The sequence below is a fragment of the Streptomyces sp. CA189 genome (genome assembly GCF_056428985.1).
Genome location: NZ_JBWJVM010000079.1, coordinates 1 through 22,572 on the forward strand (window position 1 = coordinate 1; position 22,572 = coordinate 22,572).

The window sequence follows — 22,572 nt, forward strand, 5'->3', positions numbered from 1 at the left end:
GCACCCCCGAGGGTGCCGGGGCCGACACCCCCGCCCCGGACGCCCGCCCGGCCGGTCCCGGTGTGCCCGGTCCCGCCGACGGGTCCGGGCCGGGCGGGGACCGCGTGATGGTGCCCGCGGCGAATTCGGAGGCCTCCGCATGACCGTGCCCCTGGACGAAGCCGTCCCCCCCATGGACCCGCCTCCGCCCCCGCCCCGCAGGGCCCGCTCCGGCGGGGATCCCGTCAAGGCACTGCTCCACCGCCACCGGGAGCTCTGCGAGAACGCCGTGGACCCGCTGGAGATCGCCGCCGGGCTGGAGGCGCACGGCATCACCGACCGCACCGCCGCCCGGTTCCGCCACCGGGACGTCTTCTCCCTCGCGGAGGAGCTCTACGCCCGGACACCCCGCGACGGCACCCCGCCCGCCCCGCCGGCCGGGATCCCGGTCCACGCCAGGGCGGTACGGGGCTTCGGCTACGCGCTGCTGCCCGGGGCCCTCGCCCTGGGCGCGGCCGCCGCCGGCCTGCCCTGGGCCGGAGCCTTCGCGGTGCTCGTCACCGTCGCCGCGCTCGGCCGGCCCGCCCGGGCCGCCGGGGGCCGCTTCCCCGCCGCCGTGTACCTGCTGGCCGCCGCCGCCCTCGGCTGGGCCGTCCACCGCCACGGCACCCCGCTCGGGATCGCCCTGGCCGTGGCCGTCGCACCCGGACACCTGGCCGGCGCCGTCTTCGCGGCCCGCGCCCGGCGCCGGCTCGCGGGGAGTCGGGCCCTGGAGGACTTCGCCGACGGGGTGCGGCCGCTGCTCCTCGGCACGCTCGCGCTGTACGCCGCGGCCGCCGCGGGGGCGGCCGCACTGGCCGGGACCCCCCTGGCGGTGGCGGTACCGCTCGCGGTGCTCCTCTTCCTGACCCGGCTGCTGCTCGGCCACGGAGCCCCCCGCGGAGCCCTCGCGGCGGCCCTGGCCCTCGTACTCGCCCTGCTCCCGGTCCCGGCGGCGCCGTTCGCCGCCGCGGTGGGAGTCCTCGTACCCGCCGTCCTCGCGCTGTCGCGGGCCTCCGCACACGCGCAGCGGCACGGAGTCCATTGAGTCCTTTCGGAATCAGACACCGAAGCGCCGTACCCCCCACCCCGATCCACCCATCCACCAAGGAGAAACAGGACGTAACGGGATCCCCCTTCTGAAGAAGGGGGCTTTTCAGCCCGATGGGCTGAGGGCCGCCGTTACCAGCACCAGCCAACACCCATATTGGAGGTGAACAAGTTGGCTACGTTCCGCTCACGACAGAAGACCGACCGCGCTGTGCTTCCTCAGCAGCTCGCCCTCGAATTCGAGTCAGCAGACACCCCCCGGATCGGGGACGAAACGGGGCTCGAAGGCCGTGAGGCACCGGGTGCGGAACATGTGCCAGAGGAGACCTCTGCGGCTTCACCGGGCGGCAGAGGCGTCACCCTCCAGTCCTCCGGGGCTGGGGAGGAGCCGCGTGAGCGGCACCCCCATGTTTTTGTACTCGACAAGCGCCACAGGCCGTTGCAGCCCACCAACCCGGCGCGGGCACGGAAGCTGCTGAAGAAGGGACGTGCTGTTGTCCACCGGCACACACCGATGGAGCAGCGCGCCGCCTACCGGCGGGGCCGCCGTACCCGCAACCTGCGTTACCGCGCCCCGCGTTTCCTCAACCGCACGAAGCCGAAGGGCTGGCTCGCCCCGTCCCTCCGTCACCGCGTGGTCACCACCCTGTCGTGGACGAACCGGCTGGCCCGCTGGGCTCCCGTCCGCAGCGTGCATGTGGAACGGGTCGCGTTCGACACCCACACCATCAGCGCCGGGAAACCACTGGAAGGCGCGGAGTACCAACACGGCACCCTCCAGGGCATGGAGGTGCGCGAGTACCTGCTGGCCAAGTTCGGCCGGGCCTGCATCTACTGCGGCATCACCGGCGTACCGCTCAACATCGACCACGTCCACCCCCGGTCAAAGGGTGGATCGGATCGGGTCTCCAACCTGGTCCTGGCCTGCATCCCCTGCAACGAGGCCAAGTCGAACCGGCCAGTGGAGGAGTTCGCGCCCCGACGGGCCGCCGACATCCTCAACCGGGCCAAATCCCCCCTCCGGGACGCGGCAGCCGTCAACTCCACCAGGTGGGCACTACGGCGGGCCCTCGATGCCCTGTTCCCCACCCACGCCGCCAGTGGTGGGCGCACCAAGTGGAACCGGCAGCGTACCGGGCCGGCGAAAACCCACAGCCTGGATGCCCTCGCGGTCGGCAAGCTCGACACCATCACCGAGACCGTTGCCACGGTCCTGGTCACCGGATGCGCAGGGCGCGGCACCCACACCCGCACCCGGCCGGACAAGCACGGGTTCCCCCGACTTCGGATGCCCCGGCATAAGCAGTTCTTCGGCTACGTCACCGGCGACCTCGCCCGTGCAGTCGTTCCCACAGGCAAGAACGCAGGCACCCACACCGGACGCATCGCCGTCCGATCCACCGGCAGCTTCAACATCACCACCGCTCACGGCACGGTCCAAGGCGTCCGGCACAAACACTTCCGCCTCCTCCAGCGGGCAGACGGCTACGCCTACACCACAAGGCCCGAACGAAAGACCACCGATGCCGCCTGACCGCCAGAGCACTGGGACTCGCCCTGGCGGCGAATCCCAGCCGTTGCCCTGCTCCGCAGGAGCTTCGTTTCCTCCCCCAGCAAAAGCAGGGGGTTTCCCCGAAGGGATCACGATGACCGGCCAGCCAACCAACCAAGGGGCCGCGCGATGAGGGTGCTGCTGATCGGAGCCAACGGATACCTCGGGCGCTACGTCGCCGACCGGCTGCTCGCCGACCCCGCGGTCCAGCTCACCGCGCTCGGCCGCGGCGACGACGCCGACGTCCGCTTCGACCTCGCCACCGGCAGCCCCGGCGCGCTCACCCGGTTCCTTGACGCCGTCCACCCGGGCGTCGTCATCAACTGCGCGGGAGCCACCCGGGGCGGCGCCCGCGAGCTCACCCGGCACAACACCGTCGCCGTCGCCACCATCTGCGAATCGCTGCGCCGCAGCGGCTGCGGAGCCCGGCTCGTCCAGCTCGGCTGCGCCGCCGAGTACGGGCCCAGCCAGCCCGGTTCGTCCACGGCCGAGGACGCCGTGCCCAGACCGGGAGGGCCGTACGGAGTCAGCAAACTGGCCGCCACCGAGCTCGTACTCGGCTCGGGGCTGGACGCCGTCGTCCTGCGGGTCTTCTCGCCCGTCGGCCCCGGCACCCCCGCGGGATCCCCCCTCGGCCGGCTCGCCGAGGCCATGCGGCGCGCCATGCAGTCCGGGGACGGCGAGCTCAAGCTCAGCGGGCTCGGCGTCCAGCGCGACTTCGTCGACGTACGGGACGTGGCGCGGGCCGTCCACGCCGCCTCGCTGTCGGCGGCCCAGGGCGTCGTCAACATCGGCACCGGCCGGGCGGTCCGGCTGCGCGACGCGGCCGCCGTGCTGGCGCGGGTCGCGGGGTACGGCGGCTCGCTGCACGAGATCGACGTACCGCAGCACGCCCAGCACCCGCAGGCGCACGGCCACCCCGGCCGGCCCGCCGGGCTCGCCGCCATCGGCTCCCCGCGCTCCGAGGCCACGGCCGAGCAGCTCGCCGCCGCGACGGCCCAGCCCCCGTACCCCTACCCGGACGGCTGCGGAGCCTGGCAGCAGGCGGATGTCCGTACCGCCCGCGACCGGCTCGGCTGGCGGCCTCGGATCAACCTGGAGGAGTCCCTCGCGGACATCTGGATGGAGGCGGCGTGCCGCATCTGACCACCCCGCCGGCCGCCGGCCAGGCCGCCACCGAGGCGGGCCGGATCGGCTTGGGCGTCCCCGGGTACGCGCACCCGCTGCTGGCACCGGTGGAGTGGGCCGAGCTGACCCGGCCCGGCACCCCGCTGCACTGGGCCGTCCTCAACGTCACGGACGGGCCGGGCGGCCGGCCCGACCCGCACTGCACGGAGGCGGCCGCGAAGCTCCGCCGGGCGGGCGGCTCGGTCCTCGGGCATCTCGCGATGCGAGACGGTGTGCGGTCCTTCGGGGAGCTCGTCTCCGACGCCCACCGCTTCCGGGACTGGTACGGAGCCGACGGCTTCTACCTCGCGGACGCCCCGGCCGGGAAGGCGGAGCTGGCCTCGGTGCGCCGGGTCGTGGACACCCTGCGGGGCCTCGGCGAGGGTCTGCGGATCGTCCTCGGACACGGCACCCACCCGTGCGAGGGGTACGCGGAGACCGCCGACCAGCTGGTCACCTTCTCCGGGACCTGGGCCGACTACCGTTGGTCGCAGGTCGCGGAGTGGACGGCGGACCATCCGCCGGAGACGTTCTGCCACCTCGTGCACGGAGTGCCGCGCACGCACCTGGAGGAAGCGCTCCGGATCGCCCGCTGGCAGGGTGCGGGGACCATCTGGTTCACCGACCGGCGCGGGGCCGCGGACCGGGACCCCTGGGCATCGATGCCCGGGTATTGGGACGAAATCGTCTCGCGGATCGGGACGGGTGTCTTGGAATGAAGAGGGCCGTGGCAGTGTTACGGGGAGAACAACCATTCAGTTTGCTCCCTGCTCTGCGGGGATGCTCCCCATCTACGGAGTGCCCGTGTCGCTGCCACCGCTGGTAGAGCCAGCTGCTGAGCTCACCGTTGACGAGGTCCGCCGGTACTCGCGGCACCTGATCATCCCCGACGTGGGGATGGACGGCCAGAAGCGCCTGAAGAACGCCAAGGTGCTGGCCGTGGGCGCGGGCGGCCTCGGCTCGCCCGCCCTCATGTACCTGGCCGCGGCCGGCGTCGGCACGCTGGGCATCGTGGAGTTCGACGAGGTCGACGAGTCGAACCTGCAGCGCCAGATCATCCACAGCCAGGCGGACATCGGCCGTTCCAAGGCCGAGTCGGCCCGCGACAGCGTGCTGGGCATCAACCCGTACGTGAACGTGGTCCTCCACGAAGAGCGGCTCGAAGCCGACAACGTGATGGAGATCTTCAGCCAGTACGACCTCATCGTCGACGGCACGGACAACTTCGCCACGCGCTACCTCGTGAACGACGCCTGCGTGCTGCTGAACAAGCCGTACGTCTGGGGCTCGATCTACCGCTTCGACGGCCAGGCCTCGGTCTTCTGGTCCGAGCACGGCCCGTGCTACCGCTGCCTCTACCCGGAGCCGCCCCCGCCGGGCATGGTCCCGAGCTGCGCCGAGGGCGGCGTGCTGGGCGTGCTCTGCGCGTCCATCGGGTCCATCCAGGTCACCGAGGCCATCAAGGTCCTCACGGGCGTCGGCGAGTCGCTGGTCGGCCGCCTGATGATCTACGACGCCCTGGAGATGCAGTACCGCCAGGTCAAGGTCCGCAAGGACCCCGACTGCGCGGTCTGCGGTCCGAACGCGACCGTCACCGAGCTCATCGACTACGAGGCCTTCTGCGGCGTCGTGTCGGAGGAGGCCCAGGAGGCCGCGCTCGGCTCGACGATCACTCCCAAGCAGCTCAAGGAGTGGATCGACACCGACGAGCCGATCGAGATCATCGACGTCCGTGAGATCAACGAGTACGAGATCGTCTCGATCCCCGGCGCGAAGCTGATCCCCAAGGGCGAGTTCCTGATGGGCACCGCCCTGGCGGACCTGCCGCAGGACAAGCGCATCGTCTTGCACTGCAAGACGGGTGTCCGCAGTGCGGAAGTCCTCGCGGTCCTGAAGTCCGCGGGCTTCGCGGACGCGGTCCACGTCGGCGGCGGCGTCATCGGCTGGGTCCACCAGATCGAGCCCGAGAAGCCGGTCTACTAAGACTTGATCCGCAATTCACCAGAGTGTGAGCTGCGGGTCGCAGTCGGGGCGGGGGCCGGGTGCTCCAGCGTGGTCACGCACAGGGCGTGTCCCTTCTGGGGTTACTCGGTCCCGCCGTCCGGCGGTTCGGGGAGCAGAGGTTCCACGCTGGCGTGGAACTGCCACGCGACCAGCGCCCCGAAGGGTGTTCTGGCACGGTGTGGTTGACTCCCGCAGGGCTTCTTCCAGCCCTTCGGAGAAGATGATCTGCGCGTACCGGGACGCCGTGGTGTCCAGATATGCGGTCTTGGGGCCGGCCACGTCGGTGAAGCGGACGAACACGGCCAGGGCAGCGGACACCATGTCGCGCTTGCCGACCAGGCCGCACGCGATGCACCTGTGTTCCCGTTCCCGCAGCGACTTGGAGACGCGTTCGCCGCACAGGCAGTGCTGCGACAACGCAGTGGACCAGGTGGACGCCCGGAGGAGTCGGCCGCCCGCAGCCGCGCATTCGCGCTCAAGGGCTGCGATGAGCAGGCCGGGTGTGGTCTGGGACAGGCGCTTGCCCCACAGCCGAAACCAGGTGCGGATGTCGCAGTCCTCGACCACGAGCACGGGGCCGTGAGCGGCGATGATCTGCCGGGCGACCTCGCGGGCACGGAAACGGCGGTGCTCCGCCATCGAGGCGGCGTGTTCGGCCTGCCGGGCTCGCTGTTCGCGGTAGTTCACCGACAGCCGGTCACGGCGGAACGCCTGCTTCGGCACCCCATTGATGCGGGCAGCGCGGGCACCGCCGGGCACGCTGACGGCCTTGGGCTCCAGGCCCTTGGCAGCCCGCTGCTCCGCCCGTCGGGCCTGCTTCTTCGACAGCGCATACTGCGCGGTGTTCGTCGCCCGGCGGGAACGCTCCAAGGCTCGTGCCCGGCCGCGCCGCTTCTCCGCTTCGCGCTCCAGCAGTGCCTGTTCCTCGGGGCTGAGGGTGATCTCGGTGGAGGCCGGGGCGCCGTTGGACGGGTCGAGGCTGGCGGGCAGGGAGACGATCGAGACGTTGGAAACGTTGCCGTCCACCCCGCCGATTCGGTCCATGGCGGCTGCCTGCTCACGCATGGCCCGAACCGACGGCGCGGTGTAGCCGGGGCCAAGGAACATCAGGTGCGCCTCGTACACCCAGCCGCCCGGAGCGGACACCTTCCGGCGGCGTACGAGGTCGACCTTGTGCCAGCGGCCGGGGTGAGAAAGGAAGTGCTCGACGCGCGCCCACTGTCCGGGCTGCTGCGGGATGCGTACCGGGAGCACGAGGCCACCGCGGCTGCCGTCAGGCCCGCCAGCGAACACCACGGCGAGCGGGCCTGCGTGGTCCCACCACGTCGCCTTCCTGGTGCCCGGTTTCCCCGACGCCGTGGCGTTGCCGGTGGGTACGACTCCGGACGGCGCCGCTGACACGGGCATCCGGCGGGGCTGCTGAAGGTTGCGCTGGCCGCCGTCGGTGTAGGTCATCGTGTGGCCGTGGAGGTCACCGACGATGCGGAAGGTCTCCCACTTGCGGTCGGTGGTGTGGGAGCGGGCGCGGCCGGGGATGCGGATGAAGTCGTACCAGCGACCCGCCTTCGGGCGGCCGTGCCGCTTGCCGGCGGCATCAGCGAACAGATGGCGCTGGACGCCGTTCCACACCTCATCGGCCATATGCATGGCCAGAGCCTTCGAAGCATGGTGCTTCAAGTGCCCAGAGGCTTCGAGGTGCTTGTACGCACACCGCTCCAGAGCCTCACGGGACGGCCCGAGGCGCTTCCGTACGGCCTTCGCCCCATGCTCCTCGCGCTCGTGGAACGCGGTCCAATAGCCATCAACCTTAGCGCGGGCGTCCCGCTGGGCGGCCCGCTTGATGGCCCACATCGCGGCAAACAGCTTATCCAGCGGGCCCAGTTCGGCGGGGTCGGTGACGGCCAGGGGCAGCACCATCACCGAAACCTGCCCGTCTTCGGGCTTCTTCCACTTCGGAGCCTTGTTCTTACCCCGGAACCTGCGCGTCTGAGTAGCCCGCACCATTTGCACCCCCGTCACAGATTAGCCGACCACCGGCACGGTAAGTGAACGGTCGACGACTCTGGGTGTGTTGTGCTGCGACTCAAGGTCAGCGTCCAGCACGTCTACAACCTCAACAGCAGCTGCGCCGACCTTCTACCGGCAGTCACCCGACGGCCTAGACGGGTGAGGTCGGCGCCGGGGACTGCGAGGCCTTGCAGACGGTGCCCGCGCCGGGCACCTTCCCGTCGAGCAGGTAGGCGTTGACGGCCTGTTGCACGCAAGGGTCGCCGCTGTTGTACGCGCCGTGCCCCTCGCCCTTGAAGGTGAGCTCCACGCCGACGCCGGGGCCGAGCCGCTCCACCATCTTGCGGGCGCCCTCGTACGGGGTCGCCGGGTCACCGGTGTTGCCGATCACCAGGATGGGCGCCGAGCCGGGGGCGGACACGTCCGGGGTGTTCCAGGCGCCGTCGACGGGCCAGTCCGTGCAGCCCATCATGGCCCAGCCGAGGAAGTCCCCGAACACGGGCGAGGCGGCGCGGAACTCGGGCAGCTTCGCCTTGGTCTGGGCGAGGGTGTAGCGGTCCTTGGAGTCGGCGCAGTTGATGGCGGTGTTGGCCGACCCGATGTTGCTGTACGTGCCCTTCGGGTCGCGGCCGTTGAGGGCGTCGGACATGGCGAGCAGCAGTTGCCCCTGGCCGCCCTCGGCCTCGTCCAGGCCCTGTTCCAGCAGGGGCCAGGCTTCCTTGGAGTAGAGGGCGAAGGCGATGCCGTTGGTCGCGGAGTCCTCCGTGAGCAGCCGGTCCCCGGAGCCGGGGATGGGCTTGGCAGCCAGCTCCTTCTGGAGCTTGATGATGTTCGCCTCGATCTCCTTGGCGGTGCTGCCCTGGAGGACGCAGGAATCGCCGCGGTTCACGCAGTCCTGGGCGAAGTTGCCGAGCGCGAGCTGGAAGCCCTTGGCCTGGCCGAGGGCGCCCTCCTCGGAGTTCTTGGTCGGGTCGACCACGGCGTCGAAGACGGCCCGGCCGACGTTCTTGGGGAAGAGGTGGGCGTAGACCCCGCCGAGCTCGGTGCCGTAGGAGATGCCGAAGTAGTACAGCTTGTCGTCGCCGAGGGCCTGGCGGATCCGGTCCAGGTCGCGGGCGGCGTTCTCCGTGCCCACGTGGGGCAGCACCTTGCCGGACTTCGTCTCGCAGCCGTCCCGGTACTGCTTGCCGGTGGCGAGGAAGGCCTTCTCCTCCTCCGGCGTCGAGGGGCTGGAGTCGGAGGCGTAGTACGCGTCCAGCTGCTTGTCGTCCTCGCAGCGGACGGGCGCGCTGCGGCCGACCCCGCGCGGGTCGAAGCTGACCAGGTCGTACCGGTCGCGCAGGGCCGCGTACTCCTTCGCCGCGCCGGGCAGGCTGGTGATGCCGGAGCCGCCGGGGCCGCCGAAGTTGAAGACGAGCGAGCCGATCCGCTTGTTCTGGTCACGGGCCTTCGCCCGGATCAGGGCCAGGGGGATCGTCTCCCCTTCCGGCTCGGCGTAGTCGAGGGGAACGTCGAGGACGGCGCACTGCCATTCCTTGCCGGGGACCTGCCCGCCGCCCTGGGCCGCGGTGGGAGCCCCGCACTCGCCCCACTCGGGCTTCTTGACGTCCTGCGCGGCGCCGTCCTTGCCCCTCTTCTCCTCGCCTCCGCCGTCGGAACAGGCACTGGTGGCGAGCAGTGCGGCGGCAGCGGTGGCGGCAGCGGCGACCCGGAGGGCGTGTGTCGGCATGTCTTCATCCTGTGCGCGGCTTGCGCGCCCCGCCCCCGCGCTGACCCATACGGGTCATGCGGGGGCGGGGGCGGGGCGGGGCGGGCGGGGCAGGCGGTGGTGGCCGGGCGGATGGTCAGTGCGCCGCGGTCGCCGCCGGGATGTCCACGCGGGCGGCCCGGCGGGCCGGCCAGAGGGAGGCGAGGAGGGCGCCGGCGAGGGCGAGCAGCACCCCGAGGGCGAGCCGTCCCCAGGGGAGGACCAGGGCGTAGCCCACGACGCTCTCCTGGAGGGTGCGGCCGAGCGCCCAGCCGGTGAAGACGCCCATGACCGTGCCGACGGCCGCGCCCAGGGCGCCGACGAGCAGGGCCTCCATGCGGATCATCCGGGTCACTCCGGCGCGGTCCAGGCCGAGGGCGCGGAGCGTGCCGATCTCCTTGCGGCGTTCGAGCACGGACATCGCGAGGGTGTTGGCGATGCCCAGGGCGGCGATCACCAGGGCCATGCTCAGCAGGGCGTAGAAGACGTTCAGCTGGTCGCCGATGCCGCTGGTGTCCTCGGTGCGGACGGCCTCCTTGTCGAGGACGGACAGGGCGGGGTTGTCGCCGAGCGCCCTGGTGATGCCCGCGAGGGCGGCCCGGCCGGGTCCGCCGCCGGTGGCCACGACGATCGCGTCGGTGTGCGGAGTCGCGTCGTACCGGGCGACCAGGGAGTCGGGTGCGGTGATGCTGGGCAGCAGGTTGCTCTGCTGGTCCGCCTGGTAGACGGCGCCGATGGTGACCTCGCCCTGCTTGCCGTGGCGTTCCAGCGGAAGCTTCTGGCCGACCTTCCAGCCGTTCGCCTCCGCCTTGTAGTCGGCCACGGCGATCCGGCCCTCGCCGAGGCTGTCGAGGGAGCCCGCGGTGACCTCGTAGCGCAGGAGGCGGCCGATGGTGGCGGGGTCGACGCCGGTCAGGACGGAGGAGACGCCGCCGATCCGGTACTCGGTGGACTGGTTGAGCGGGCTGGAGGAGGCGTCCGGCAGGTTCTTGAGGAGCTCGGCCTTGAGGAGCTCGGCCTTGAGGAGCTCGGCCTTGAGGAGCCCGGCGGTGGCGGGGGTCATCCGCTGCCCGCCCGGGGCGGCCTTCACCAGGTAGTCGGCGGTGAGGTCGCGGGTGGTCGCGCCGTCGAGGTACCGGGTGGCGGAGGCTCCGAGGACGGACAGGCCCGAGGCGAGGGTGAGGGCGATGGCGAGCGCGGCGGCCGTGGCGCCCGTACGACGGGGATCGCGCACGGTGTTGCGGGCGGCGAGGTCGCCCTGCACCGGGCTGACGCGGACCAGCAGCGGCCGGAGCAGGGCGGTGAAGGGCCGGGACAGGACCGGGATGAGGGTGATCACCCCGGCCAGGGTGAGGGCGGCGCCGAGGCCGATGACGGTCCGGGCGTCCTTGCCGGTGGTAAGGGCCCCGTAGAGCACGGCCGCGGCGCCGGTGAGGGCCAGGGCGGCGCCGAGGCCGGTGCGCAGGGAGGCGGCCCGTGCGGGCGCCGCGGGCTCGGCGGCGCCGAGCGCGGCGACGGGCGGGATGGCCATGGCCCGGCGGACCGGAACCCACGCGGCGATCACCGGCAGGGCGGTGCCGACCAGCAGCGCGACGAACACGGTGGCCGGGAGCAGGACCGGCGGGGCGGCCGGGCCGTCGGCGGGCGAGAAGAAGGTCTGGAGCAGCGCGGCGACCCCGGTGCCGGCCAGGATGCCGGCCACCGAGGCGATCAGTCCGACCAGGACGGACTCGGTGAGCAGGATCCGGCGGACCTGCTTGCGGGAGGCGCCGACGGCCCGCATCAGGGCCAGTTCCCTCGTGCGCCGGGACACCAGCATGGTGAAGGTGTTGGAGATGAGGAAGGCGGCCACGAACAGGGAGACCGCCGCGAAGCCCAGCATGATCTGGCTCATGGTGTCGCTGTCGCTGGAGGCGAGGTCGGCCTGGAGGCGGGCGAGTTGGGCGCCGGTGACGGCGGTGGAGTCCTTGGGGATCACCGTGTCGACCCGGGCGCCGAATTCCGTCAGGTCGGTGCCGGCTGCGGCGGTGATCTCGATGTTCGTGTACTGGCCGGGCCGGAGGAACAGCCCCTGGGCGGTGGCGTCCGCGAACAGGGCCAGGCTGCCGCCCGGGAAGAGCTTGGAGGCGTCGGTGCGGAAGACGCCGCTGAGGGTGTACGAGGCCGCGCCCGTGCCCGTACCGACGCGCACGGTGTCGCCGACGCGGTAGCCGCCCTTGGCGGCGCTGGCCTCGTCGAGGGCGACCGCGTGCTCGCCGGCGGGGCCGGCGCCCCGGGTGAACCGGTAGGCGGGGTCCGTTCCGTCCATGGCCGGGGCGAAGTTGCCGCCCTTGCGGAACGTGCCGTTGCCGAGCAGCCGGCCCTCGTGGTCGGCGACGGCGGCGAAGCCGCTGACCCGGCCCGCGACGGCGGCGACCCCGGGGACCTCGGCCAGGGTGGCCGAGGTGCGGGCGTCGAGGGTGGCCGGAGGGGCTCCGGGGAGCGTGTTGGGTGCGACGTTGAGGGAGATGCGGTCGTAGCCGGCGCTCGCCCGGTCGACGGCGGCCTGCTTCAGGCTGTCCCCGTAGACGAGGCTGCCGGTGACGAAGGTGACCCCGAGCATGACCGCGAACGCGGTCATCAGCAGGCGGGCCTTGTGCGCGAGCACGTTGCGCAGGGCGGTACGGAACATGGGATGCGGATCCTGGGAGGCGGGCCCGGGGGAGCGGGCGGGCGGCTGGTGCGGTGCGGGAGCGCGGCGGGGTCAGCTCGTGCGGGAGCGCGGCGGGGTCAGCTCGTGCGGGAGCGGGCGTCGAAGGCCTTCATCCGGTCCAGCACCCGGTCCGCGGTGGGCCGGGTCATCTCGTCGACGAGGCGGCCGTCGGAGAGGAAGACCACGCGGTCGGCGTAGCCGGCGGCGACGGGGTCGTGGGTGACCATGACCACGGTCTGGCCCAGTTCGCGCACCGAATCGCGCAGGAAGCCGAGGACCTCGGCCCCGGCACGGGAGTCGAGGTTTCCGGTGGGCTCGTCGCCGAAGATGATCGCGGGACGGGAGACCAGGGCCCGGGCCACCGCCACGCGCTGCTGCTGCCCGCCGGAGAGCTGCCCGGGACGGTGGCCGAGGCGGTCGGAGAGGCCGGTCATCGACACCACGTGGTGCAGCCACTGCCGGTCGGGCTTCCGGCCGGCGATGGTGAGCGGCAGGGTGATGTTCTCCAGGGCGGTCAGGGTCGGCAGCAGGTTGAACGCCTGGAAGATGAAGCCGACCCGGTCGCGGCGCAGCCGGGTGAGCTGCTCGTCGTTCAGGGAGCCCAGCTCGGTGGTGCCGATGCGGACGGAGCCGGAGCTGAAGGAGTCGAGCCCGGCGGCGCAGTGCATCAGGGTGGACTTGCCGCAGCCGGAAGGGCCCATGATCGCGGTGAACTCGCCCTCGCGGAAGGCGATGTCGACGCCGTCCAGGGCGACGACCCGGGTGTCGCCGCTGCCGTAGACCTTCGAGAGGCCGGTGGTGGCGGCCGCGATGCCGGTCGGCGTGGGGAGCGGGTGCGGCTGCGGGGCAAGGGGGGCGGCGGTCACGGGGACTCCTCTTCGGCGCGGGAAGCTGCACTTCGAAGGGTGTCCGGGGGACGTATCGGGGCCCGGGCCGCCGGGTATCGGGGGCCGCTCCGGTGTGTATCGGTCCGGTAGCGGGCGGGCGGGCTGCCGCTGCGCGGGGCGAGGTCCCCTACCCTCCCCCAGACTCCGTCCGGGGGGACCCCCGGTTCGCCCGTTCCCTGGGGCTCCGCCCCAGACCCCGCGCCTCAAACGCCGGCGGTCAGCCCGGCAGGCGCAGCGTGGCGACGGCGCCGCCGTCCGGGGCGTTCGCGAAGTGGAGTTCGGCGCCGAGGACCCTGGCCTGGCCCAGGGCGATGGTCAGGCCCAGGCCGTGGCCCGCGCCGCGCTCCGCACGGCCCGTGTGGAAGCGGCGGGGGCCTGCGAGCAGCAGGTCCGCGGGGAAGCCGGGGCCGTGGTCGCGCACGACGACCGTGCGGCCCTCGACGGTGACCCGTACCGGGGCGCCCCCGTGCCGGTGGGCGTTGACGACGAGGTTGCCGACGATGCGTTCGAGGCGGCGCGGGTCGGTCTCCACGCTCTCGGCCTGCTCGGCGACGTCGACCTCCGTGGCGAGGCCCGTGCGCGTCACGGCTTCGCGGACGACCTCGCCGAGCGGAACCCGGGCCTGGACGGGCAGTTCGGCGCCCGCGTCCAGCCGGGAGATCTCCAGGAGGTCCTCGACGAGCCCGCGCAGATCGCGTACCCGGGCCCGGAGCAGGTCCTCCGTCTCCCCGGGCGCCAGCAGGTCCGCGGCGGCCAGCAGACCGCCGACCGGCGTGCGCAGTTCGTGGGCCACGTCGGCGGTGAACCGGCGCTCGTCGCGCAGCTTCCGGCCGAGGGTGTCGGCCATGAGGTCGACGGTGGCGGCGATGTCGTCGACCTCGTCGCGGCCCTGGGTGGGGCCGGTACGGGCGTCCAGGTCCCCGGCGGAGATCCGGGTCGCGGTCTCGGAGACCCGGCTCAGCCGGCGGGCGAGCAGCCCGGCTCCGTACACCGCCAGGGGGGTGGCTGCGGCGAGGGCGATCAGTGAGGACACCGCCATGGTCAGGTCGAGCCGGTACAGATCGTAGAACTCCGGGCTCATGTTCACGCGGACGGCGAGCACCGGGCTGCCTGGGCCGCCGACGCGCTGGGCGGCCCAGGCGGACGGCCCGAGATTCCCCTCGACGTGCCCGTCGAAGGCGGTGTGGCGAGCGTCGTCGTCCGGGCTCCGCAGTGCGGCGGGCAGTCCGGGCGGATCGAGCTCGGCGCCGTCGATCAAGGTGCCGGTGCGCCGGTAGGTGTCCATGGCCGTGTACACGGAGTTGGAGGCCCGCATGTCGGACCGCTCGCGGATGTCCCGTGCGGTCCAGAGGTGTACGAGGAGGCCCACGGCCACCGCGACCAGGCAGGCGGTCCCCGCGGCCAGTGCGGCGATCTTCCAGCGCAGGGGGACGCGGCCCGGCCGCGGCCTCTCGATGGGGATCACCGGTCTCAGCGCTTGAGCTTGTAGCCGAAGCCGCGGACCGTTTCGATCCGGTCCCGGCCGAGCTTGCCGCGCAGCCGCTGCACGCAGAGGTCCACGACGCGGCTGTCGCCGTCCCAGCCGTAGTCCCAGACGTTGCGCAGCAGGGTGTGCCGCTCCAGCACGATGCCCGGGTGGGCGGCGAACTCCAGCAGCAGCTTCAGCTCGGTCGGGGTGAGCGCCACCGGGGTTCCGCCGACGGCCACGTCCAGGCCGCCGGTGTGGAGGGTCAGGTCGCCGAAGGTCAGCAGCTCCCCCTCGGCCGGGCCGGGTCCTTGCTCCGTGGCCTGCCCGGCCGTCGCCGGGGCGGGGGCGTAGGTGGCGCGCCGCAGCAGCGAGCGGATGCGGGCCACGAGCACGTTGGTGTCCACGGGCTTGACCACGTAGTCGTCCGCCCCGGCCTCCAGACCGGAGACGATGTCCAGCCCGTCGCCGCGGGCCGACATCATCAGGACCGGGACCAGGCTGGTCTCCCGGACCTTGCGGCACAGGCCGATCCCGTCGAGACCGGGCAGCATCACGTCGAGGATCAGCAGGTCGAAGTCCTCGTCGCGGAAGGATTCGAGGCCGGCGAGTCCGTCGGCGGCGGCCCGCACCGTGTACCCGTAGCGCTCCAGGGAGACGGTGAACGAGCGGCGCATCAGCTCGTCGTCCTCCACCAGCAGCACGCGAACGGGTCGCGGGGCGGCGGGAGCCGGGGTGGGGGAGGACACGGCGGAGGCTCCTGTTCGGCGGGCGGGGCGGTTACCTGGAAGGAACGATAGGGCCGCGGAAGCCCCGATTCCCTTCACCACGGGCCCGCGGGCCGATCAGATGAAGAGCCGAGCGCCCGCTGATACCCGCCCGATACGAAGGCTGCGCCCCACGGCCGTGACCTGCGGCCGCGCCCTACGGCTGGGCTCTGCGGCCGCACCCTACGGCTGGGCCCTACGGCTGGGCCAGGACCTGCTTGGCCGCCGCGCGCCCCGTCGCGACGCAGGCGGCCACGCCCACGCCCTCGTACGCCGCACCGCACAGGGCGATGCCCGGGAGCTTGCCGGCGGCCTCGCGGATGCGGGCGACGCGCTCGCGGTGCCCGACGCCGTACTGGGGCAGGCCCCGGTCCCAGCGGGTGACGCGGGTGGCCAGGGGTTCGCCCATGGGGCCCACCGCGTGGTGGAGCTCGGCGATGGCCGAGCGGACCAGGTGGCGGTCGGGGCGGCCGAGCAGCTCGTCCTCGCCGATGCGGCCGATGGAGGCGCGGAGCACGAAGGTCTCGGGGGCCGCGTCGTGCAGCCAGGACCACTTGTTGGAGAGGAAGGAGGCGGCCTTCAGGGTGTGGCCGTCGACCGGCGGGACCAGGAAGCCGTTGCCCTCGGGGAGGAAGTGGGCCTGGGCGCGGGAGAAGGCCATGGTGATGACGGCCGTCGACGCGTGCGGGATCGAGGAGAGCTCGGCCTCGGCGATCGGGGAGTGCGGGCGCAGCAGCTCCGCCGCCGCGAAGGCGGGCAGCGCGAGGATCACCGCGTCGGCCTCCATCGTCAGCGCGCCGTCGCCGGTCATCGCCTGGACGCGCCAGCGGCCGTCGGCCACCCGCTGGAGCGAGCGGGCCGTCGTCCCGGTGAGGATGCGGGCTCCGCAGGCTTCCGCGACGGCCGCCGGGAAGCGCCCGGTGCCGCCCACGACGCCCTGGACGGCCACGGCCCCCGAGCGGGGGGCGCCCGCCGCGCGCATCCGGCGCAGGGCCGGGAGGAGCGGGGTGCCCTGTTCCGCGAGGGCCGCGATCCGGGGCATGGCCGCGCGCAGCGAGAGCCGGTCGGCGAGACCGGCGTAGACGCCGCCCAGCATGGGTTCGACGAGCCGGTCCACGGCCTCCTGGCCGAAGCGTCCGGCCAGGTATGCGGTGACCGAGCAGTCCTCGGTGAGCGGGGTGGCCGGGAGGGTCTCCTCGGCGGCGACGCGCTGGACGCCCTCGGGGGAGAGCAGCCCGGTGCCGACCAGCGCGGAGGGGTCGGTGGGGACGCCCATCACGTGTCCGGCGGGCAGCGGGCGCAGGGCGCCGTTGGTCCAGATGGTGGTGGCGGCCTTCGCGGGATCGCAGAGGGCCTCGCCGAGTCCGACGGCGGCGGCCAGCTCCACGGCCTCCGGACGCAGGGCCATGAGGGACTCCGCGCCCTCGTCGACGGTGATGCCGGCGATGGTGCCGGTCCGGAGCTTCCCGCCGACCTTGGCGTGGCTCTCCAGGACGGTGACATCGGCCTGGCCGCGCAACTGCCACGCGGCGGCCAGACCGCTGATCCCGCCACCGATGACGATCACCTGATTTCTCACAGGATGCTCCGGGCTTCAGCTCGGGGAGGAATGGGTCCTTGACACGGAGCCGCGAAGCGGCGGAGTGCACTGCGCATCTGTTGTGACCTGCACTTTCTTGGATTGTCAGTGGCCTCGGTTAGGTTGAGCGCGTGACGACGCCCCAGATGGCCGAGGAGGCCGGGCATGCCCGGTACACCTACCGGCTTCGCGTGTCGTCCACCGTCCGGGCCTCTCTGGAAGCGGAGTGGGCGCGGTGCCGGTGGATCTGGAACGAGTGCTGCGCCCGGTCGAAGAAGGCCCACGCCGAGGACGAGAAGTGCGGTCCGGCAAGGCTGGACAAGATGCTGACCGGGGCCCGCACCGCGAACGTGTGGCTGCGTGAGGGCAGCAGCGTTCCACAGCAGCAGCTCATCCGGGACTTCGGTAAATCCCGCGCCAAGGCGCTCAAGGACGTCAAGGCCCGGCTGCCGATGCGGCAGCGGGCCGGGATGCCGAAGTACAAGAAGAAGCACCAGGCCGACCCGAGCCTGAACTACACCCAGCGCGGTTTCCGGTTGCAGGACGGACGCCTGCATCTGGCGGGCGGTATCGCCGTGACGGTCGTGTGGTCGCGGGACCTGCCCAAGGCGCCGTCCTCGGTGCGGATCTACTGCGACAGTCTCGGCCGCTGGTACGCCTCTTTTGTCGTCCCCGCCGAAGTGCGGCCGCTCCCGGAGACGGGCGCGGTGATTGGGATCGACTGGGGGGTGAAGGAGACCGCGACCACCACCAGCGACGCCCACGACCTTCCCCACGCGCAACACGGCAAGAATGCCGCCCAGCGCCTGGCGCGCTACCAGCGGATGATGTCCCGCAGGAAGCCGAAGAAGGGACAGCCTGTTTCGAAGGCCTACCGGATGGCGAAGAAGCTGACGGCGAAGCTGCACAAGAAAGTTGCACGCCAGCGTGAGGACACGGGCCGCAAGTGGGCCAAGTCGGTGGTCAGGGATCACGACCGGCTTGCTGTAGAGGACTTCCGCCCGAAGTTCCTCGCCAAGTCGGCCATGGCGAAGAAGGCCGCCGACGCGGCGATCGGCGCGACCAAACATGCACTGGTCCACATGGCCCGCAAGCACGGCCGTGAGCTGCACCTTGTCCACCCCGCGCACACCACCATGGATTGCGCACAGTGCGGAGCGAGAACCAAGCACGCGCTACCTCTCTCGATGCGAACCTACTCGTGCACCGCGTGCGGAGCCGTCTCCCCCAGAGACAAGAACTCCGCCCGCGTCATGCTCGTCCGGGCTGGTCTCCACCCGGCTGGTGCCGATCTCGTAAGACCTGCGCGCCCGCCGGGCCGCAGGCGCAGTGAGCCAGGAATTCCCTCCCTTTAGGGAGGGGAGGATTCAATGAACGCATTGTGTTCTCCCGTGGCCCCGAGGCCGTGGTCGATATGTTCCCATATGAAACTTATGGGAACGGGGTGAGTCAGCGCCTCATGCTTTCGGCCAAAGCGTCGAGGTCCTCCTGATAGGGGAAGCTGCCGGGCTCGTACGCGCAGTACGGGTCAGCCTCCAGCACGTCGCGCGTGAAGCCGTACGCCCGTGAGCGCGACCCCCCGCACACCGTTTTGAACTCGCACGCCCCGCACTTCCCGCGCAGCAGCGAGGGGTCGCGGAGCTTGGTGAAGAGCGCCGAACCCCGGTAGATCTCGGTCAGCGGGTGGTTCTTCACGTTGCCCGCCGAGAGGGGCAGGAAGCCGCTGGGGTGCACCTCGCCCGTGTGCGAGATGAAGACGAAGCCGCGGCCCGAGGAGACGTCCATGGGCGGCCGGCGCACGGCCCGCCGCTCCCCGTCGAAGACCCCCAGCTCGCGGGCGCGGGCCGAGAGGCGCTCGTACAGTGCGCCCAGGACGGGCCGCTCGCCGCGCGCGTCCAGGACCGTCCGCTGCAGCACGACCCGCCGGAAGTGGTGGCCCTCCGTGGTCTTGGTGGCCATCACCGCCCCGCAGTCGTACAGGAAGTGCAGGACGTCCTCGATCTCGGCGGCGGTCAAGGAGTCCAGCTGTTCCCCGCGCCCGGTCGGGACCAGGATGAACCCCGACCACAGCATCGCGCCCTCGCGTTTGACCAGCGCCGCGATGTCGGCCAGGTCCTCCAGGCTGTCGCGGGTGACCGTGGTGTTGATCTGCACCTTGAGCCCGAGCTCCCGGGCGGCCCGCCAGCCGTCCAGCGTCCAGTCGTAGACCCCGGGCACGCCCCGGAAGGCGTCGTGGCGCCCGGCCGTGGAACCGTCCAGGGAGAGCGAGAGCGCGATGGCCCCAGCTTCCCGGACCGCTACGAGGTTCTCCCGGGTCAGCGTCGGCGTGCCCGAAGGGGAGACCGCGACGCGCAGGCCGAGGGAGGTCCCGTACGCGACCAGGTCGGTGAGGTCGGCGCGCTGGAAGGGGTCCCCGCCGGTGATCACGAAGAGCGGGCTGGGCTTGCCGAAGGCGGCGATCTGGTCCATCACCCGGCGGGCGTCCGCCCCGTCGAGCTCCTCGGGGTGGCGCAGGGTCTGCGCCTCGGCCCGGCAGTGCAGACAGGCCAGCGGGCAGGCCCGGGTGGCCTCCCAGATGACGATGAACGGCCGGTCGGAGACCGCGTGGCGGGGGCTCCGGACGACCGCGTGGCCGGGGCGGCGGGTCACGAGACGCGCTCCCAGCCGCGCTTGCTCGGGCGGTTGGCGAGCTGCTTCGGGTCCCGCTTGCGGTAGACCACGTACGGCCGGAACAGGTACTTCAGCGGCACCGAGAACATGTGCACCAGGCGCGAGTACGGGATCAGCGCGAACAGCGTGAAGCCGAAGAGGATGTGGATCTTGAAGGCGAGCGGGGCGCCCGCCATCAGGTGGTAGTCCGGGGTGAAGGTGAACAGGCTGCGGAACCAGACGGAGATGCCGTCGCGGTAGTTGTAACCGTCCGTCATGCCGGCCGAGTTCAGCAGGGTGGCCGTCAGTCCGAGGATCATCGCGCCGAGCAGGAACGAGTACATCAGGTGGTCGCTGCGCAGCGTCGCCCTGCGCACGGCCGGCACCTTGAAGCGCCGGTAGACCAGGATCCCGATGCCCACGGCGGCCGCGAGGCCCGCGACCGTGCCGGTGGAGAGGGCCATCAGGTGGTACGCGTGGTCGCTCAGGCCCACCGCGTCGGTCCAGCTCTTGGGGATGAGCAGGCCGACCACGTGGCCCACGATCACGAAGAGCATGCCGAAGTGGAAGAGCGGCGATCCGATGCGCAGCAGCCGCGACTCGTGCAGCTGCGAGGAGTGCGTGGTCCAGCCGAACTTGTCGAAGCGGGCCCGCCAGACCGTGCCCGCGATGAGCAGCGCGATCGAGACGTACGGCAGTACGCCCCACAGGAGGAGGTCCATCAGGCGGGCATCCTTTCGGAGGCGGCTGCAGCGGCTGCGGAAGCCGTGGTGGGCCAGGGGAGGTCGGTCGGGGCCGCGGACGGGAAGTCCGCGGGCATGTCGAGGCCCGGCCCGAAGGGCTCCAGCGCCGAGCCCGCGCCCACCAGCTCCTGCGGCGGCCCGTTCCTCGCGAGGGCCTTCGCCTCCGCCTTGGTCTCGGGGGAGGGCCCGGGCAGCGTCACGCAGACGGCCTCCAGGATCCGGGCGTACGGGGAGCCGGACTCGGTGAGCGCCAGGCGCAGCAGCTCCAGCCCGGCCCGGTGCTCCTGGAGCAGCCGGGTGCCGGCCTCCTCCTCGCGGGCGGCGAACTCCAGGGCCACCGGGAGGAAGTCGGGCAGCTCCTCGCCCGCGAACTCCAGCCCGAAGTCCCGGTAGATCCGCTTCAGCCGGACCAGGGACAGCCCGCGCCGGCGGGTGTCCCCGTCGACCCACCAGGTGAGGTAGAGGCAGCGCCGGTTGCGGGTGTCGAAGGTCGAGGTGTACTGGGCGCACAGCTCGATCGGGGTCTGCCGCGCGGCCTCGTCGAGGAACGCGCCGAGCAGCGCGGCCGGTTCGGCGGGCGCCCCGGCGAGGGCCGCACGGAGCCGCGGGAGTTCGTCGTGGAAGTAGTCGCCGGGGTATTGCAGCACACAGCCCGCGACCAGCCGCACCAGTGCGTCACCGCTCATCGGGTCCCGGGTCACGAACGCCTCCTGATGTCACCGAGGTTGAGCATCACCCGGGGTTCGGGCAGGGCGCCGACGGGGCAGCCCTGCTCCACGTCGTTCAGCGGGTGCGAGTCGGCGAGCGCGTCGGCCTCGGCGCGGGCGGCGCTGGGGACCACGAAGCGGTCCTCGATCTTGGCGATGGCGAGGAGGCGGAACATGTCCTCCATCTCCTGCCCGGACAGCCCGACGGCCCGCGCGATCGACTCGTCCCGCTCCTCGCCCAGGTTGACGCGGCGCATGTAGGCGCGCATCGCCGCCATCCGGCGCAGCACCGCCTCCACCGGCACGGTGTCGCCGGCGGTGAGCACCGCGGCGAGGTACTCGACGGGGATGCGCAGGGACTCGATGGCCCCGAAGAGGTTGCCGGCGTCCTCGCCGTCGCTGCCGGTGGCGGCGACCGCCTCGACGACGGGGGAGAGCGGGGGGACGTACCAGACCATCGGCATCGTCCGGTACTCCGGGTGGAGCGGGAGGGCGACCTGGTAGGTGGCGATCAGGTCGTAGACCGGGGAGTCGCGGGCCGCGTCGAGCCACTCGTCGGTGATGCCGGCCGCGCGGGCGGCGGCGATCACGGCCGGGTCCGCGGGGTCCAGGAAGCACTCCAGCTGGGAGGGGTACAGATCGTGCTCGTCCTCGACCGCGGCGGCCTCGGCCACCTTGTCGGCGTCGTAGAGCATCACGCCGAGGTAGCGCATCCGGCCCACGCAGGTCTCCGAGCACACGGTCGGCATGCCGACCTCGATGCGCGGGAAGCAGAAGGTGCACTTCTCGGCCTTGCCGGTCTGGTGGTTGAAGTACACCTTCTTGTACGGGCATCCGGTCACGCACATCCGCCAGCCGCGGCACTGGTCCTGGTCGACCAGGACGATGCCGTCCTCCTCGCGCTTGTACATCGCGCCGGAGGGGCAGGAGGAGACGCACGCCGGGTTGAGGCAGTGCTCGCAGATCCGCGGGAGGTAGAACATGAAGCTCTGCTCGAACTCGAAGCGGATCTTCTCGCCGACCTCGTCGCGGATCTTCTCGATGATCGGGTCGCGCGGGGCGTGCGTGGGAGCGCCGCCGAGGTTGTCGTCCCAGTTCGGACCCCACTCGATCTTGTCGATGGGCTCGCCGGTGAGCTGGGAGACGGGCCGGGCGGTGGGCAGGTCGTCGCCCGCCGGGGCCTCGGTGAGGTTCTTGTACTCGTAGGTCCAGGGCTGGTAGTAGTCGTCGATCTCCGGGAGGTCCGGGTTCGCGAAGATCTTGCCCAGCTTGGCGAGGCGGCCGCCCGCCTTGAGGCGGAGCTTTCCGGAGCGGGTGCGCTCCCAGCCGCCCTTCCACTTCTCCTGGTCCTCCCAGCGGCGCGGGTAACCCTGGCCGGGGAGGGTTTCGACGTTGTTGAACCAGACGTACTCGGTGCCCTGCCGGTTGGTCCACGCCTGCTTGCAGGTGACCGAGCAGGTGTGGCAGCCGATGCACTTGTCGAGGTTCATGACCATCGCGACTTGAGCCATGACGCGTCCGATGGTCGCTTCGCTCCT

17 protein-coding genes are annotated in these 22,572 nt (G+C 72.1%); 6 read left to right on the forward strand and 11 right to left on the reverse strand.

Translation table 11 applies throughout. The features are described from left to right. Window positions 1–139: 139 nt before the first annotated feature. The 5 genes from AC061S_RS36585 to moeZ all read left to right on the forward strand — a co-directional run bounded on the left by AC061S_RS36585 (window position 140) and on the right by moeZ (window position 5,770). Entirely contained in the window at window positions 140–1,066 is a 927-nt protein-coding gene (locus tag AC061S_RS36585) for a hypothetical protein (protein WP_478690183.1), read from the forward strand. Between the two features lie 315 nt (window positions 1,067–1,381). Further along, window positions 1,382–2,602, forward strand: a complete 1,221-nt coding sequence (gene iscB / locus AC061S_RS36590; protein ID WP_478690184.1) for an RNA-guided endonuclease IscB — start codon at window positions 1,382–1,384, stop codon at window positions 2,600–2,602. A 147-nt stretch (window positions 2,603–2,749) separates the two neighbouring features. Next, window positions 2,750–3,766: an NAD-dependent epimerase/dehydratase gene (locus AC061S_RS36595; protein ID WP_327304683.1), complete on the forward strand. Its 1,017-nt coding sequence runs from the start codon at window positions 2,750–2,752 to the stop codon at window positions 3,764–3,766. Further along, complete coding sequence (locus AC061S_RS36600) at window positions 3,754–4,506, forward strand: spherulation-specific family 4 protein (RefSeq protein WP_478690185.1); 753 nt, start codon at window positions 3,754–3,756, stop codon at window positions 4,504–4,506. The genes AC061S_RS36595 and AC061S_RS36600 overlap by 13 nt, the downstream gene beginning before the upstream one ends. Before the next feature lie 85 nt (window positions 4,507–4,591). Next, a complete protein-coding gene (gene moeZ, locus AC061S_RS36605; protein ID WP_478690186.1) occupies window positions 4,592–5,770 on the forward strand; it encodes an adenylyltransferase/sulfurtransferase MoeZ in 1,179 nt (392 codons plus the stop codon). 15 nt (window positions 5,771–5,785) lie between these two features. Here the strand turns inward: moeZ and AC061S_RS36610 are convergent, their stop codons facing one another. The 7 genes from AC061S_RS36610 to hemG form a co-directional block, all read right to left on the reverse strand. After that, window positions 5,786–7,708, reverse strand: coding sequence for a transposase (locus AC061S_RS36610; RefSeq protein ID WP_478690187.1), 1,923 nt, complete (start codon window positions 7,706–7,708; stop codon window positions 5,786–5,788). Window positions 7,709–7,949: 241 nt separating this feature from the next. Next, on the reverse strand, window positions 7,950–9,527 hold the full coding sequence (locus AC061S_RS36615; protein ID WP_478690188.1) for an alpha/beta hydrolase: 1,578 nt from the start codon (window positions 9,525–9,527) through the stop codon (window positions 7,950–7,952). 115 nt (window positions 9,528–9,642) lie between these two features. After that, window positions 9,643–12,216, reverse strand: a complete 2,574-nt coding sequence (locus tag AC061S_RS36620) for an ABC transporter permease (RefSeq protein ID WP_478690189.1) — start codon at window positions 12,214–12,216, stop codon at window positions 9,643–9,645. Window positions 12,217–12,314: 98 nt separating this feature from the next. Then, window positions 12,315–13,103 carry an ABC transporter ATP-binding protein gene (locus AC061S_RS36625; RefSeq protein ID WP_478690190.1) on the reverse strand — a complete coding sequence of 263 codons (789 nt, stop codon included), beginning with the start codon at window positions 13,101–13,103 and terminating at the stop codon, window positions 12,315–12,317. 238 nt (window positions 13,104–13,341) lie between these two features. Further along, window positions 13,342–14,586, reverse strand: coding sequence for a sensor histidine kinase (locus AC061S_RS36630; protein WP_478690200.1), 1,245 nt, complete (start codon window positions 14,584–14,586; stop codon window positions 13,342–13,344). Between the two features lie 8 nt (window positions 14,587–14,594). Further along, complete coding sequence (gene cseB, locus AC061S_RS36635) at window positions 14,595–15,266, reverse strand: two-component system response regulator CseB (protein ID WP_478690201.1); 672 nt, start codon at window positions 15,264–15,266, stop codon at window positions 14,595–14,597. A 286-nt stretch (window positions 15,267–15,552) separates the two neighbouring features. After that, window positions 15,553–16,935: a protoporphyrinogen oxidase gene (gene hemG / locus AC061S_RS36640; protein ID WP_478690191.1), complete on the reverse strand. Its 1,383-nt coding sequence runs from the start codon at window positions 16,933–16,935 to the stop codon at window positions 15,553–15,555. Between the two features lie 146 nt (window positions 16,936–17,081). Here hemG and AC061S_RS36645 point away from each other — a divergent pair, with 146 nt between their 5' ends. Beyond that, a complete protein-coding gene (locus AC061S_RS36645) occupies window positions 17,082–18,290 on the forward strand; it encodes an RNA-guided endonuclease InsQ/TnpB family protein (protein WP_478690202.1) in 1,209 nt (402 codons plus the stop codon). Window positions 18,291–18,384: 94 nt separating this feature from the next. Here AC061S_RS36645 and AC061S_RS36650 read toward each other — a convergent pair whose 3' ends face one another. The 4 genes from AC061S_RS36650 to narH are packed head-to-tail and all read right to left on the reverse strand — an operon-like array spanning window position 18,385 to window position 22,545. Continuing rightward, window positions 18,385–19,584 carry a TIGR04053 family radical SAM/SPASM domain-containing protein gene (locus AC061S_RS36650; RefSeq protein ID WP_478690192.1) on the reverse strand — a complete coding sequence of 400 codons (1,200 nt, stop codon included), beginning with the start codon at window positions 19,582–19,584 and terminating at the stop codon, window positions 18,385–18,387. Continuing rightward, window positions 19,581–20,306, reverse strand: a complete 726-nt coding sequence (narI, locus tag AC061S_RS36655; RefSeq protein WP_478690193.1) for a respiratory nitrate reductase subunit gamma — start codon at window positions 20,304–20,306, stop codon at window positions 19,581–19,583. Before narI ends, AC061S_RS36650 begins: the two co-directional genes overlap by 4 nt. After that, window positions 20,306–21,013, reverse strand: a complete 708-nt coding sequence (narJ, locus tag AC061S_RS36660; RefSeq protein ID WP_478690203.1) for a nitrate reductase molybdenum cofactor assembly chaperone — start codon at window positions 21,011–21,013, stop codon at window positions 20,306–20,308. The genes narI and narJ overlap by 1 nt, the downstream gene beginning before the upstream one ends. An 11-nt stretch (window positions 21,014–21,024) precedes the next feature. Beyond that, window positions 21,025–22,545 carry a nitrate reductase subunit beta gene (narH, locus tag AC061S_RS36665; protein ID WP_478690194.1) on the reverse strand — a complete coding sequence of 507 codons (1,521 nt, stop codon included), beginning with the start codon at window positions 22,543–22,545 and terminating at the stop codon, window positions 21,025–21,027. Window positions 22,546–22,572: the final 27 nt, after the last annotated feature.

Coding starts and splice junctions, on each gene's coding strand:
- AC061S_RS36585 (WP_478690183.1), top strand. CDS start 140: ATGACCGTGCCCCTGGACGAAGCCGTCCCCCCCATGGACCCGCCTCCG.
- AC061S_RS36595 (WP_327304683.1), top strand. CDS start 2,750: ATGAGGGTGCTGCTGATCGGAGCCAACGGATACCTCGGGCGCTACGTC.
- AC061S_RS36610 (WP_478690187.1), bottom strand. CDS start 7,708: ATGGTGCTGCCCCTGGCCGTCACCGACCCCGCCGAACTGGGCCCGCTG.
- AC061S_RS36615 (WP_478690188.1), bottom strand. CDS start 9,527: ATGCCGACACACGCCCTCCGGGTCGCCGCTGCCGCCACCGCTGCCGCC.
- AC061S_RS36620 (WP_478690189.1), bottom strand. CDS start 12,216: ATGTTCCGTACCGCCCTGCGCAACGTGCTCGCGCACAAGGCCCGCCTG.
- cseB (WP_478690201.1), bottom strand. CDS start 15,266: ATGCGCCGCTCGTTCACCGTCTCCCTGGAGCGCTACGGGTACACGGTG.
- AC061S_RS36645 (WP_478690202.1), top strand. CDS start 17,082: ATGGCCGAGGAGGCCGGGCATGCCCGGTACACCTACCGGCTTCGCGTG.
- narI (WP_478690193.1), bottom strand. CDS start 20,306: ATGGACCTCCTCCTGTGGGGCGTACTGCCGTACGTCTCGATCGCGCTG.
- narJ (WP_478690203.1), bottom strand. CDS start 21,013: ATGAGCGGTGACGCACTGGTGCGGCTGGTCGCGGGCTGTGTGCTGCAA.
- narH (WP_478690194.1), bottom strand. CDS start 22,545: ATGGCTCAAGTCGCGATGGTCATGAACCTCGACAAGTGCATCGGCTGC.